This window comes from Lysinibacillus sp. GW821-FHT14F06 (assembly GCF_058803665.1).
Genome location: NZ_JBXAPF010000056.1, coordinates 1 through 13,559, shown reverse-complemented (window position 1 = coordinate 13,559; position 13,559 = coordinate 1). Strand labels below are relative to the sequence as shown.

At 34.2% G+C, this 13,559-nt stretch carries 16 protein-coding genes; 4 read left to right on the top strand and 12 right to left on the bottom strand.

Annotation, left to right across the window (positions count from 1 at the left end):
* Positions 1 to 255 precede the first annotated feature (255 nt).
* Complete coding sequence (locus tag AC1RNS_RS25835) at positions 256 to 975, top strand: YetF domain-containing protein (protein WP_492996692.1); 720 nt, start codon at positions 256 to 258, stop codon at positions 973 to 975.
* Between the two features lie 18 nt (positions 976 to 993).
* Here AC1RNS_RS25835 and AC1RNS_RS25830 read toward each other — a convergent pair whose 3' ends face one another.
* From AC1RNS_RS25830 to AC1RNS_RS25775, 12 genes are all read right to left on the bottom strand, one after another.
* Positions 994 to 1,698, bottom strand: a complete 705-nt coding sequence (locus tag AC1RNS_RS25830; RefSeq protein ID WP_492996691.1) for a CBS domain-containing protein — start codon at positions 1,696 to 1,698, stop codon at positions 994 to 996.
* 222 nt (positions 1,699 to 1,920) lie between these two features.
* The gene (locus AC1RNS_RS25825) at positions 1,921 to 2,043 is read right to left on the bottom strand and encodes a hypothetical protein (protein ID WP_283870306.1); all 123 of its coding nucleotides are present in this window, start codon (positions 2,041 to 2,043) and stop codon (positions 1,921 to 1,923) included.
* Positions 2,044 to 2,277: 234 nt separating this feature from the next.
* Positions 2,278 to 2,571, bottom strand: a complete 294-nt coding sequence (locus AC1RNS_RS25820) for a hypothetical protein (RefSeq protein WP_492996690.1) — start codon at positions 2,569 to 2,571, stop codon at positions 2,278 to 2,280.
* A gap of 128 nt (positions 2,572 to 2,699) precedes the next feature.
* Positions 2,700 to 3,482, bottom strand: a complete 783-nt coding sequence (locus AC1RNS_RS25815; protein WP_492996689.1) for an ABC transporter permease — start codon at positions 3,480 to 3,482, stop codon at positions 2,700 to 2,702.
* Positions 3,479 to 4,372, bottom strand: a complete 894-nt coding sequence (locus AC1RNS_RS25810) for an ABC transporter ATP-binding protein (protein WP_492996688.1) — start codon at positions 4,370 to 4,372, stop codon at positions 3,479 to 3,481. The genes AC1RNS_RS25815 and AC1RNS_RS25810 overlap by 4 nt, the downstream gene beginning before the upstream one ends.
* Positions 4,369 to 4,572: a PLDc N-terminal domain-containing protein gene (locus AC1RNS_RS25805; protein ID WP_492996687.1), complete on the bottom strand. Its 204-nt coding sequence runs from the start codon at positions 4,570 to 4,572 to the stop codon at positions 4,369 to 4,371. The genes AC1RNS_RS25810 and AC1RNS_RS25805 overlap by 4 nt, the downstream gene beginning before the upstream one ends.
* Before the next feature lie 1,685 nt (positions 4,573 to 6,257).
* The gene (locus AC1RNS_RS25800; RefSeq protein WP_492996686.1) at positions 6,258 to 6,989 is read right to left on the bottom strand and encodes an ABC transporter permease; all 732 of its coding nucleotides are present in this window, start codon (positions 6,987 to 6,989) and stop codon (positions 6,258 to 6,260) included.
* Positions 6,986 to 7,909 (bottom strand): ABC transporter ATP-binding protein, encoded by a 924-nt coding sequence (locus AC1RNS_RS25795; protein WP_492996685.1) that lies wholly within the window; start codon positions 7,907 to 7,909, stop codon positions 6,986 to 6,988. The genes AC1RNS_RS25800 and AC1RNS_RS25795 overlap by 4 nt, the downstream gene beginning before the upstream one ends.
* A 15-nt stretch (positions 7,910 to 7,924) precedes the next feature.
* A complete protein-coding gene (locus tag AC1RNS_RS25790) occupies positions 7,925 to 8,134 on the bottom strand; it encodes a helix-turn-helix domain-containing protein (protein ID WP_492996684.1) in 210 nt (69 codons plus the stop codon).
* Positions 8,135 to 8,142: 8 nt separating this feature from the next.
* Positions 8,143 to 8,673 (bottom strand): DUF2975 domain-containing protein, encoded by a 531-nt coding sequence (locus tag AC1RNS_RS25785; RefSeq protein ID WP_492996683.1) that lies wholly within the window; start codon positions 8,671 to 8,673, stop codon positions 8,143 to 8,145.
* 337 nt (positions 8,674 to 9,010) lie between these two features.
* Complete coding sequence (locus AC1RNS_RS25780) at positions 9,011 to 9,442, bottom strand: dual specificity protein phosphatase family protein (protein ID WP_492996682.1); 432 nt, start codon at positions 9,440 to 9,442, stop codon at positions 9,011 to 9,013.
* A gap of 19 nt (positions 9,443 to 9,461) precedes the next feature.
* Complete coding sequence (locus tag AC1RNS_RS25775) at positions 9,462 to 10,409, bottom strand: carbohydrate kinase family protein (protein ID WP_492996681.1); 948 nt, start codon at positions 10,407 to 10,409, stop codon at positions 9,462 to 9,464.
* A 216-nt stretch (positions 10,410 to 10,625) separates the two neighbouring features.
* Here AC1RNS_RS25775 and AC1RNS_RS25770 point away from each other — a divergent pair, with 216 nt between their 5' ends.
* The 3 genes from AC1RNS_RS25770 (at position 10,626) to AC1RNS_RS25760 (ending at position 13,421) form a co-directional block, all read left to right on the top strand.
* On the top strand, positions 10,626 to 11,189 hold the full coding sequence (locus AC1RNS_RS25770; RefSeq protein ID WP_492996680.1) for a GNAT family N-acetyltransferase: 564 nt from the start codon (positions 10,626 to 10,628) through the stop codon (positions 11,187 to 11,189).
* Between the two features lie 18 nt (positions 11,190 to 11,207).
* Entirely contained in the window at positions 11,208 to 12,134 is a 927-nt protein-coding gene (locus AC1RNS_RS25765; protein ID WP_492996679.1) for a DMT family transporter, read from the top strand.
* Positions 12,135 to 12,329: 195 nt separating this feature from the next.
* Positions 12,330 to 13,421: an extracellular solute-binding protein gene (locus AC1RNS_RS25760; RefSeq protein WP_492996678.1), complete on the top strand. Its 1,092-nt coding sequence runs from the start codon at positions 12,330 to 12,332 to the stop codon at positions 13,419 to 13,421.
* Positions 13,422 to 13,559: the final 138 nt, after the last annotated feature.

Sequence of the window (13,559 nt, the reverse complement as noted above, 5' to 3'; positions counted from 1 at the left end):
TAAAACCGTGTTGCTGTCGCTTCGCTTTCGCACAGATTAAAACCGTGTTGCTGTCGCTTCGCTTTCGCACAGATTAATTGCCACAGGACGTGGCGTTCTTTGACTGGCTATTTCAGTGGAAAACATCATTCATGTTACCACATGTAGAGGTGGGAGTCTTATACTGAATGAAGATAAATGATTATCGCATACTCTTGGCCTTTTTGCACAAGCTAATCTTCGACAGCAGTGTAAGGAGTTGATGGATGTATGAATATGGACGAATTTTTCCACGTCAATTTTTGGGAAATGATTCTCAGAGCTTCACTTTCCTTTTTTGCATTACTTATTTTAGCTCGAATACTGGGGAAGAAGCAGCTTGGACAGCTCACATTCTTCCACTATACAACAGGTATTACATTTGGTTCGATTGCCTCTGAAATAGCAGCACAGGCAGAGACGCCCTTTATAGATGGGCTCATCGCATTAATTTGGTGGAGTGTATTAACTTATTTAATGACCATTATTACCATTAAATCTAAAAAGGCTCGAGTATTAATCGACGACAAACCAACCATTGTTATTCAAAACGGTCTTATTTTAGAATCTGCCTTAAAGCAAAATCGATTGCATATGGATGAGCTAACAATGATGCTTCGAGAACAAGCTGTTTTCTCCGTGCAAGATGTTCAATATGCGTTGCTTGAAACTACTGGTAAATTAAGTGTGCTACCAAAGCCTGCCGAACAACCAGCAACTAAGCAAGATGTGAAGGCTGATGTTACACCACCAAGCTATATTCCAACAGAGGTGGTTTCAGATGGACAGCTTATTTATGAAAACCTAGTTGAACTTGAATTAACAGAAGACTGGCTAATGAAAAAGTTAAAAAAGCAGAATGTCCAATCAGTTGAAGATGTATATTTTGCTCAAGTTCAAGCAAATGGTTCGTTATATATCAGTCTAAAGGATAAAGCAAGACGATCAAGCCCTTAATAGCTTGTATCGTCTTGCTCAATCAATTTTCACAATGTCTAGTGGGGTAACAATGCCAATAAGCTTTTGCTGTGGCTTCCCATGCTCAGTGATTAATAATGCCTCAAATCGTCGACCGCGCTCAACACCTTGCTTAAAAATATCTTCAGCCTCATAAATCGTTATGTATCTACTCACAAATTTGTAATTCACTCGATTTTTCTCATGCATTAAAATATCATGTAGGGTTGGAATCTGTTTTGGAATTTGATTGCCTCCCATCATCGTAGCTAGCCAATTAGTAATACCAACTGTCGTTACTAACCCTTTAAATTGATCTTTATGGTATACAGGAAACTGCGTGTATTTACGCTGGCGAATGACCTTCAACACATGCTTTAAGGAATCTCTTTCCTGAAAAGCAAGCACTTTTTTGCGAAACATTTGTCCAACCAATGTAGGTTTAGCGATCGTTGAATCAATGTGCTCAATTCTTTCAACTACATCAAGATGAGGCTCTGCTATCACAAATTCCATCGATGTTCGATGATGTACAATGGCATTTCTCAAGTCTGCATAAGACCTCAAATCATCTTCGTATTTCCGAACCAGTACATCCTTCTTCTTGGCTTGATCAATCAGTCGGTAAAAGGGCATGAAATCTTTGGCACCGACAATATCTCTTAACCTATGATCTATCCGATTAAATGCTGTAAGAAAACGATCGGAATTTTGTATTGTCAATTTACTAACCTTCCTTCACATGTTAGTTTTCATATTTTCCGAGTTATTTGACAAATTTCGAGTTATAGCTACATTATATGCCTAAATGACTAAGATTCCAAGAAAAGGTACATGTGAAGCGATGAAAGAAAATAGATTAACAATAAATTAATAGTTCCTGTTGTTGTTTCTATAAAAGAACAAAACCCTTAGCAATGTTTTAAGCATCGCTAAGGGTTAAGATTATTTTGTATAAGACAATACTGCGTTTTTCTTAAAGTGCTGAAGCGCTTGTGTAGCTTCCTTTTTATTTGTATATTCAAAAATACGAACATCTTTTTGCTCAAATACTGTAATAACCCACATAGTAAAATCCCCCATCAATTTATTTTTGTATTATAACAATTAAGCTATTGGTAATGTTTTTATCTAACTGTTTTATAACAACGTCTAACTTGATTCCTATTCTACTCCGATTTTTTCAAAAGAAAAGCATTATGTGAGGTTTTTCACAAACTGTTCAAATTCAAAACGCTTTCATTGAACAAATTGTGAATTTACATTATTTGAGGGGATAAAATAAGCTGGATTCTTTGAGATTTATTCATCTATGCCTAGCCAAAGGTTGCTGCAAAAGGATTCAATTATGTCACGTTCATCTTTTGGCAGTGCATTATATTCTGTCCAATGATCTTTTGAGAGTTCCTCTAGTTCTTCAAGGCTAACTTCTCTTGTCAAAACAGTTCCACTAACTTTAGCAGCTACTTGCTCAGCAGCTTCACTATTCATAAAAGCAAATGCCTGCTCTTCATCTGTAGTAAACATAGGTTTATCGGTTGACCCATGATAGTAGCTGTTCCCCAGCTGTACTATATAATAGATAATGGATGCCATCTCACACCTCCCTTTCTTTCAGACTCTGAATCAATACGTTTTTTAGAAATCCATTAAAAACTATATACTATACAACAGAAAAGGACTAGCACTTTATTTGCTAGCCCCTCTCACTCTTTTTTATTGCTTTAAATCTTTGTCATTGCAGTATTCTTCTTCATAGCCCACATTCCTAAAACAATACAAGATAAAAGCAGTATAACCGTAAGAATCATACTCCACCAATAATCCGACATTTCCATCGTACCACGGATAAGCTGTACACCATATCCCGGAATTTTCCACGGTGATATGGTCCAAAATGAGCCCACCAATGCATCTATAATCTGTCCAACAAAAATAACAATGAACGTAAATGCTGTAGCAATAGTTGTTTTAAATGCTGCACTCATTAGAAGTGTGACTGCTAGTACAAATACCAGCCAAACATAATAAGTACAAAAGCTTGCTAGAAGTGTTGCTACATCAAATGATCCATATAAAATTACTGTGTAATAAACACTACCAGTAAATCCTGCTATAATACTAACCAAACCTATAACACTTAAAACCGTAAGCTTGCTTAGAAAATATGCAGCAAATGAAATTGGACGTACATATAAGAGCGTCGCCATTCCATTTGCGCGTTCCTTACTAATTGCTCCAACAAAAGTAGCCATTATCACTAGTAATCCTATTGTTTGAAACTGTCCAATAGAAGCCTGTAGTAAATCGGCAGGCATTAACTCTGGAAGTAACATTTCAAATCCTTCTGGTACATTCCCAACAGCATTTAAAATATCCATCATATAATAGTTTGTCAGTGGATCACTCATACCTAGTAATGCGAATACAAGAGGTATCCATAAAAACTTCCTGCTTCGCCAAGCTTCTCTAAATTCCTTTTGCAGCAGTACGTTAAATCCTCTCATATTCTTTTCGCCACCTTCATAAAAATTTCTTCAAGTGATGCCGTTTGTCTTTCCACTTTTCTGATTTTATAAGGGGCATTACTTAAATATTGCAGTAACTGCTGCATACTTGGCTTCTCATCGATAATTTCTATATATACAAAACATCCATTGATTTTGCCTTTCAGCTCATATTGATCAGTAAAATGTTTTGCCTCCTCCTTGGAGCTAAATTCCACCACATAATGGAGCTCATCAAAGCGTTGGCGTACCTCTCTCAATGTTCCTTGCTCTACTAACTTGCCATCACGTAAAAATAATAATTGATCTGTCATTTCCTCTGCATCATTTAAAATATGTGTGGAATATAAAATAGTTGTTTCTTGCTGTAAGCCCTTTAATAAATCAAAAACTTCCCTTCGTCCTACTGGATCTAAAGCAGAAACAGGCTCATCTAATAGCAGCAATTTAGGTTTATGCACAATTGCCTGAGAAATGCCAAGACGTTGCTTCATACCACCTGAAAATGTAGCAATTTTCTTATTTAAGTCATTACCCAACCCTACAAATTCAAGCGTTTTTTGTGCATTTTTTTTAGCGTTTTTAGCAGAGACACCATTTAATTTTGCAGCCATTTCTGTAAACTCTATTGCACTTAACCAAGGATGAAATTGTGGATATTGTGGTAAAAAACCAATGTTGGCTCTAACTTCACCATTCTGCATCTTTATACTACCAGATGTTGGATTTAAAAGACCTGTTAACATCGATAATGTTGTTGTTTTCCCTGCACCATTCGGACCAATCAAAGCTGTTGATGTATTTTCTTCTAGTGTGAAATCAATACTATCCACTACAACCTTCTCTGCATATTGCTTTGTCAAACCTGTTACTTCAAGCAATGTTGTCATGTTTGTTTTCTCCCAACAATAAAGTACGCAATGGGTCCAAGTAGATTAATAAACACAATAATAAATACCCATAAAATTTTAGGACCATTCGTTGCGTGGATTTTTCGTAAGTCAAATAGAGCTACAATCATTAAAATTAATTGTACGACGATTAGTGGTGCTATGATGGCCCATGGAATATTCCCTAACTGCTCTATCATACTGATCACCTCGATTTATTGTTATACCATTACTATAACAATTTTGTTCTAATATGTATAGAACAAAGTGAAGGGTATTCCAAGGGTAATGAAAACCATTTCCTGCAATTCATGAAGATAACTTTAATGCAGATATTCAAGTTACTAAAGTGTTGCCAGCACTACTACGTTCAGATGTCTTCTGATATATCAACAATTGAGCATGCCAAAGAAAAGTGCCGATTGTAAATCACTTAGAATGTAAAAAAAGCTTGGTATATCATGAGATTACGAATAACAGTCAACACAATAAAATATTCACCAAGTAGTATTGATGTCATAGTGAAAAGCTTGCTCAATTTGAGGAGTCTGGAAAGTAAGATAAATGAAAGAGGAAGATTAATCAAAAAAGGAAAAGGCTTGTGTGATAAAAACACAAGATATGCATTTTGGATATAGTGAAATTTAGAAAACCAGAAACGCCTGTTACTCCCAGTCGAACTAGTATAAGAAATAACAAAAGTAGAACCTCCCTTTCCCCAAAAAGCTAGGTGCCCGGAAGATGAACTGTACTAAGAATATTAAAGTATCATCTATTTTTATGGTGAAATAAATATATTAGAGTCCTTTATGATAAGGGCAAAATCTCTTTCATTTTGTAAAGCCGTTTTGATAGCTACTTAAAAAACGAGCTAACTAAACGACATCAACTCTTACTTGAATTTAGGTCAAGGTAATTTATGAGTAAAAATCACATAATCGAATTCATAACAAACCATAAAGCTCACTCTTTAACCTATATGTACACAGATATTAGTTAATTCTCCGATTTATTAATTTATTTCTAATGATTTTATCCATATGTCATACAGTCTTTCCACCATAAACAATAGCTTTTCGGGGGATTCAGGGGAGCTTTCTCTATACAAAACAAAAAGGAATTATCAGGTTTCTAAAACATAGTTAGATTTTTTTATAACTTGCAGTTTATATAATCTGCTTTTTCTTATATATAGAATTGTAATAAAGAATTAGCCAACTTGAACATATTGTTATTAAAAGAATTGTTACGAAATCTAGGAAATCTAACGATGTAAAATATAAAATTCTAGTCGGATATGACCATGGGAACACAATCCAAAACGACGTAGGAACAATGAATACATTAATAAATGAGCATAATACAGATATAATTAAAGAAATCATGGGTTGCTGGTTAAAAATCAGGCATAAGAACATATGTATATTTATTAACAATATACATGTTACTAATAGTAAGCTAAAACTTATTAGCAGTTCCTTATAATATAGGCTAATGTTAGAACCATCGAATATTTGAAATCCTATGCTGATAAAAAGTGCAATAAATAAATATATTAACATAAAAGAATAGAAGAATAACAATTTGTTAGTTAAAAGATTAGAAAATGAATGCCCATTTAAAATAACGTTTAGATATCCTTTGCGTCTATATTCGATATAAAACGATAGTGATATAAGTAAACCGATAGTAACACTCAAAAATAATCTACAAAACAATCCAAATGTTGTAACATAATATTTATAATCAGTAACTACTGGTCCTAAACCTAGTACCCCTTGAATACATATCGGTAGCAACAGTAGAACAGCTAGCAATACATAGACCCCTACTCCTTTTGTCTTTTTAAACTCCTCTATAAAACTCATCTCTCTCCCCCTTGTACTCATTCATAAGTATAGTAATTGTTTTTTATGGAGATTAAGAAAATAATTAATCCATATAGAACAGATCCCATACAATATAAAGTAATAACTCCCGTATTAGCTATATCCATCCATACATTATCAACGCTTAATAAAGGAATAAATCTAGCGATAATATCAGGTATACTATCCTTGATTAAAAATAAGAATAATATTAGTATCGTTAAGGAAACAGCTAACAAACCATTTTTAAACATTAGATGAAACAATAACTGACTATAAGGTATTGTGATGGCAGTTAGAGAAAAAATAAATTGAAGTTTCAAAAATTCACTAACATCTAATTCTATATTCATAATTATCAATAAGGTAAAAGATGCCAGAGCATACAAAATGTTAAACCCTATGTACAATACTAGATTCAAAACATGTTTAGTCAGTAAAAGTTGATTTTTTGAAATAGGTTTAGTTAATAGAATAGACCATGTTCCATTCTTATTTTCAAAAGATATTATATAATACCAAGTTATGGATGAAAAAATTGCTAATATAAATGTTGCAAAATAAGTGGTGATAGAAATAATAGGTTGAATCTCCATTAGATCTTCACTTATCAAATACTCTTTTTTATATAAGATAAAGGCTAAGCTTAATCCAAATGTGACTAATGCAGATATAATTATTAGCAAAATGAGTTTAAACGAACCTATTTTTTGGCATTCATCTTTTACAAGAAAAAAATAATTACTCATACAACCCGACTACTTTCTCTAGGATTATCTTTCTTAGTCAAATCTAAAAACATTTCTTCTAATGTCCGTTTTCTAGGTGTTAATTCATATACATCTACATTCTTTTCAGTCATCTGTTTATTAATAAAGGCTATTTTGTTTTGATCTGCTTTAAAAGAAATTTTACCATCTCTCAACCTTGTAATTTCTAAACCACTACTAGTAAGCATTTGAATTACTTCTTCTCTTTGTTTAACTTTAACTATATATTCTTTTGAAATTAAAATATCATCTAACTTACCATCATATATTAGCTCGCCTTGATTGATTAAAGCGATATAATCTGCCATCATTTCAATTTCAGCTAAATTATGACTAGATACAAAAATGGTCTTTCCTTCATTTTTACATAGATTGATTAGAAAATTTCTAATTTCGTGAATTCCCTCAGGATCTAATCCATTTGTAGGTTCATCCAAAATCAATATATCTGGATCATTTAACATTGCAAAAGCCAATCCTAACCTTTGCTTCATTCCCATTGAGAAATTCTTTACTTTTTTATCTTTAACATGAAAGATTCCTGTAATTTTTAAAACTCTATTTACTTCTGACAATGGTTTGTTAGTTATTTTTTGAATATAAGCTAGGTTTTCATACGCGGTTAAATTCGGATAATAACTCGGCGTATCAATAAAACAACCAACATGTTTAAATAGGGATTTATTCCACTCTTTAATACTCTTTCCTTTAAAGAATATCTCACCCTTATCAGCTTCAATTAATCCTATTAGAATTCTCATAGTTGTTGTTTTTCCAGCACCGTTTGGGCCTAAAAATCCATATAAAGAACCTTCTGGTATAGTAAGTGAAAGATTTTTCACTACTTGTTGTAATTGATATGATTTGGATACATTTGATACTGTAATAATTGATTCCACAATCTCACTCTCCTTTTAATTATTTGTACATTTATCTTCTATATCTTCTAGAATATCGCCAGGCTGACAGTTTAACGTTTTACAAATTGTTTCTAAAGTTGAAAATCTAATAGCTTTTGCTTTACTAGTCTTTAATATTGAAAGATTACTGTTTGTGATATTAATCTCTTTTGCTAATTGTTTCCTTGCTATCTCGACATCTAGATTAATTCTTATCAACCACATTCCTTTTCCTATACAGTAAATTTGTTTTCTTCAGCTATCCTTATTCCTTCTTTAAAAATAAAGCTAAAAACAAATACTGTTACGGCTGCAATTAACAGTCCATAGTTTATTGAGAAACTACTATTTATATATTCCGATAACACTTTGTGATTATCTATAATTTCATTTAATATAAAATTTTGTGGAAGATTATTGAAAATTGACATTGCTGCAAGTGTATAAGAAGTATATCTAATTGTTTTAAAGTTTTTCTCAATAAAAATTTGCTTATTCAGTAAATTTTTTATAAAAATACGTGCAAAAAATAATAAACAAAGTCCTAATAAAATATAAATTATTAAAGTTAGCCAAATTCCGAAAGAAAGATCTAATTGATTACCGATTAACTCACTACCTCCGATTTTAATTTTAAAATCCAATCCGTAATTTGAAATTTCCGTAAAATATAAAACCGTAAGACTTAAAATAGTGAAAAAGCTAGTAATGACTCCTAATAAAATAAAAATATTAAGCATTTTTAAAATATGAAATACACTCATTAGCCAAAGCATCTCCTTTTTTTACTAATATTAACATCACACTTTTTGAAATTCAATCATTTTTTATTGATAAACAATAATTTTTTATTCTTATACAAAATGATAGATTTAAAAATATGAATAAACGTTTAGAAAAAACTCATTTATCAGAGTTACAAGAAAGCTTTAAAAGCCTGCTCATTTTTAATAAATTTATAATGTAAAGTAGCGTTGAAGAGAATGAAAAGAATAAGAGGAAAAAGCTATGAAACAGACAATTTCTATAATGGACTTTTTGCTCGATTTTCCTTGGCACAAAAAAAGAAGTACCAAATACTTTATGGTACTCCCCTGAATATTATTTATATAGTTTCTGCAAGGCATCCGCCATTTTTGGACGAATTGTTACTTGTGGACGGGCTTCCTTTACAGCAGCTTCAGCCTCCTCTAAAGAGCCAGCTAATCCAAGCTCCATTAATACAGCTGCGGCTGCAACACCTGCTCGTCCACCGCCACTTCCACAATGAAAGTATACCTTCTGTCCACTCTCATAGGCAGAAACGATTTCATTGGCTACTTGTTTTATAGAAGGTGCTACTTCTAAATCCTCATCAGCTATTGGTAAATGCTTGTACAGATAAGAAGACTCATTCTGTTCTTCTGAGGTAAGACCATTTACTCGTACATCTATTACGACATCAATGGACTCATGCTCAAAAGCCACTCCTGCATCCTTTGCCCCACCGAAAAATAATCGATCCTTCACTAACACATCATAATTCTTCTCCATTTATACACGCTCCACATGATTATTTCAGCAAATGCTTAATATCATCATAATAAGGAAGAGCTGTTAAAGCCCCCGCTTTTGTTGCCGCTAAAGCACCTAATTTATTACCAAAGCTTACACAACGAATAAGCTCCTCTTCTGTTGTAGGTAAGCCATTGTAGTGAACATCACGTAATACACCAGCCATAAAGGCATCCCCAGCACCTGTAGTATCCACTGGTACTACCTTCTCTGTTGGTACATGAATCGTCTCACCGTTTAATACCGCATATGTGCCGTTTTCACCAACAGTAACTAAAATAATTGGCACTAGATAACTGTTTAAATGGTCAATTCCCTCTGCCAAATTTGTTGTCTCTGTAAGGAAGAAAAGTTCATCATCTGTGACCTTTAAAATATCTACCTGTTCAAAAAAAGATGTGACTGTTTCACGGCAGATTTCCTCACTGCTCCAGCGTAGAGGTCTTATATTCGCATCCATCGCAATAATGGCCCCTTTTTCTTTAGCCATTTCTACTGCAGCACGTGTTGTTTCAAGTGCTGTAGGATGGAACATTGTACCTGAACAAACAGTTAACGCAGAGGCATGTTTAAAAGCGGCTTCATTCAATTGGGACGCTTCTACTTGTAAATCTGGCGTCTCATCGACATAATCTTTAAAAATTCGCTCACATGCTTCAGTTAAATGCACATAGACACCGCTAACACGTTTTGCAGGGTTAAAAACTGCATAATCCAGAGTCACCCCTTCTTGTGCAAGCCCATCTCTCACAAATTGTGAGCCCTCGTCATCCCCAGTAATGGTAACTAATGCAGATGGCGCACCAATACGGCTAATACCCGCTGCCACATTTACAGTCGCCCCACCCATATATTTAGTAAAAGATGTATTTGTTACATCATCAGCAATATAGTCAATAAAAGCATCTCCATAGACTAATATAAAATCCTTCTCATCCTTTGTCATTGTTGTCCTCCCAAAAGTCTATTCATTATAGATTAACATGAAAATAGTTGTCGCATAAAGTGAAACTTCATGAGGATACCTTTCCTTAATCCTCCATAGTGGCGGGCTTATGTTTAAAATTTTTCGAAAAATAGAAAAGTGAGCATCCTTGACTTAAAACTTGAGTCATCTTCTATCTTTGTTATACTTGCCTATAGAAAGGTAGGGATTTTGACAATGAGTATAACAATTCGACAAGCGCAACCACAGGATGCCCATGCCGTTGTTCCATTAATAATGGATGCTATTGGTGATATCGCCAATCGTTTAACTGGTGAACAGACAGAGGATGCTGTTAAACGAGAATTATCAAACCTTTTCAAACGTGAAGATAATCGACATTCTTATTTAAATACTTATGTAGCCGTTGAGAATGAACACGTATTAGGAATTCTTGTTTATTATAATGGCGAGCAGGCTATTGAGATGGATGCTAACCTTGTAAAGTGGCTAAAGGCTAAAAATGCACCTTCTATTATTATTGATCAGGAGGCTCACAAGGACGAATACTATATTGATACAGTATGTGTTACAGCTGAGGCTCGTGGTAAAGGGATTGGTACATTGCTGCTGCAATATGCAGAGGAACTAACAAAGCAGCGAGGCTTTAAAAAACTATCGTTAAACGTTGAAACTCAAAAAGAGAGTGCACGTCGTTTGTATGAACGTTTAGGCTTCGTCATTACAGAACCATGGTCAATTATTGATGAACCTTTTCATCATATGGTGAAGCAAATTTAGGAAGTGAATCGCAAAAATATGAAAACAAATTTACTATATCATCTACTGATTGTTATTGCCTCTAGTAGCTATGGAGTACTGTCGACAATTGTCAAAGTAGCTATGCAACATGGCTTTACATCAGCGGAGGCTGTATCGAGTCAATATATTATTGGCTTCATACTAATCCTCACTATTTTTTTAATAACACAAAGACAATTACCCAAGCCATCAAAAAGTGGTCTAGTTATTTTGGTTTGTGCAGGACTACTTACTGGCACTACAGGTATTGTCTATGGAGAATCATTAAGATATCTACCTGCTTCTTTAGCGGTAGTGATGCTTTTTCAATTTACCTGGATTGGTCTACTGCTGGATTGTGCACTACATAAACGGTTACCAAGTCGTCCTGAAGTGATTTCTCTTATTATTTTATTTGCAGGAACTATTTTAGCCGCTGGTGTATTAAATGTGGATCTAAGTGACATTCCAATAAAAGGATGGCTGTTTGGCTTTGCTGCTGCATTTAGCTTTGCTTGTTTTATTCAATTTAATTCACGACCCTTGGAAGGTATTACAACTACTGCCCGTGTGTTAATTGTATCCTTCGTTGCACTTATTTTAATTAGCATCTTCCTGAACCCTGAAATTATATGGAATGGAAAATTATTCGCTCAAGGCTTATGGAAGTTTGGATTAGCTTTAGGGCTTTTGGGCATTATTTTGCCGATTTACTTATTTTCAATAGCCATTCCGAAAATAGGTGGTGCCCTTGCCTCCATATTAAGTGCCATCGAACTTCCTGTAGCAGTTACAGTTTCCGTGATTGTTCTACATGAACCATTAACCGCTATACAAATAATTGGAATAATTCTTGTCATTTTCGGGATGATGCTTCCTACAATTCTTACCCAACGTCGACAAAAGGATACTTTTTTAGAACCAATTAACAATAAAAACGCATAATTAAAACTCCTTAATATTGGGCTCTGTCCTTTTTTAAGGAGTTTTTTTGAATTTTGTAATAATGGCATTGATAACCAATATTTACTTAGTTTATGATGAGGGCAATTAGAAATTTTTAATAATTCTAACATTATTGTGTTACCTCCGTATTATACTGCTATATGCAAGTTACTCACTATGAGAAAGGAGATGGTTATGAAAAAATCGCGTATTTTCGGTTTTTTCCTTGTGCTGATGCTCATTGTCCTAGCTGCATGTAGTAGTGATAACAACAAAAATTCTACAAATGATGACAAAACGTCAAATCCTGAAAAAGCTGATGTAGAAACTTCACCATCAGGCAAGCTTGTTATTTACACTGGTCGTGATGAAGAGATGGTACAGAAGGTAATCGATCAATTTAATGAAAAGTATCCAGACATTGAGGTAGAGTTTTTGACAATGGGGGCTCAGCAAATTTTAGAGCGTCTACGTGGTGAGAAGGCAAACCCACAGGCTGATTTCTGGTGGGGCGGTACACAATCAGCACTTATTGTTGGGGCCAATGAGGATTTACTTCATGCATGGAAGCCTAGTTTTATCGATTCCATCGATACTGCTCATAAAGATTCAGAAGGACGTTGGTTTGGTGAAATGCTTCTACCCGAAGTAATTATGATTAACAGTGATGTATTAACGAAAGAATCTGGACCACAGGATTGGGATGATTTATTAGATCCTAAATGGCAGGATAAAATTTTAATTCGTGGTGTTTTAGCATCTGGAACAATGCGAACTATTTATTCCTCCATGATTGTACGTCAAGGTGCCGATTCCCCCGATAAGGGCTATGACTGGCTACTACAACTAGATGCCAACACAAAAGAATATACACAAGATCCAAATGCACTTTATTTAAAGCTTACTCGTCAGGAGGGCAGTGTTTCGTTATGGAATCTGCAAGATATTTTATTAAAAAAATATACGACGGATTATCCATTTGACTACATTTATCCAAAAAGTGGTGCACCGATTTTAGTAGATGGTGTAGCTATTGTCAACAATGCGAAAAACTTAGAAAATGCAAAGCTCTTCGTTGAATTTTTATTTGAAAAGGGTATGGTCACGCAACTGGCTAATGACTATTATCAAATTCCTACACGTTCTGATATCGATAAAGCAACGATGCCTGAATGGTATCAAGAGCTAGATTTAAAAACTTTTGATATTGATTGGCAGCTAATGTCAGAAAAAGAAGCTGAGTGGATGGAGTACTGGGATAATAATATTAAAGGACGAGGTAAATAAGATTATAGAAAATAGCTTACTAGTGTTATCACTAGTCATGTTGTTGAAATACTATTATGTTAATGAAATCAAGGTGACAATTTAAAAAGTATAGCCCTTTTTCAAAACGAGGGGTTGATCTCCGTTCCGACTGAGTGC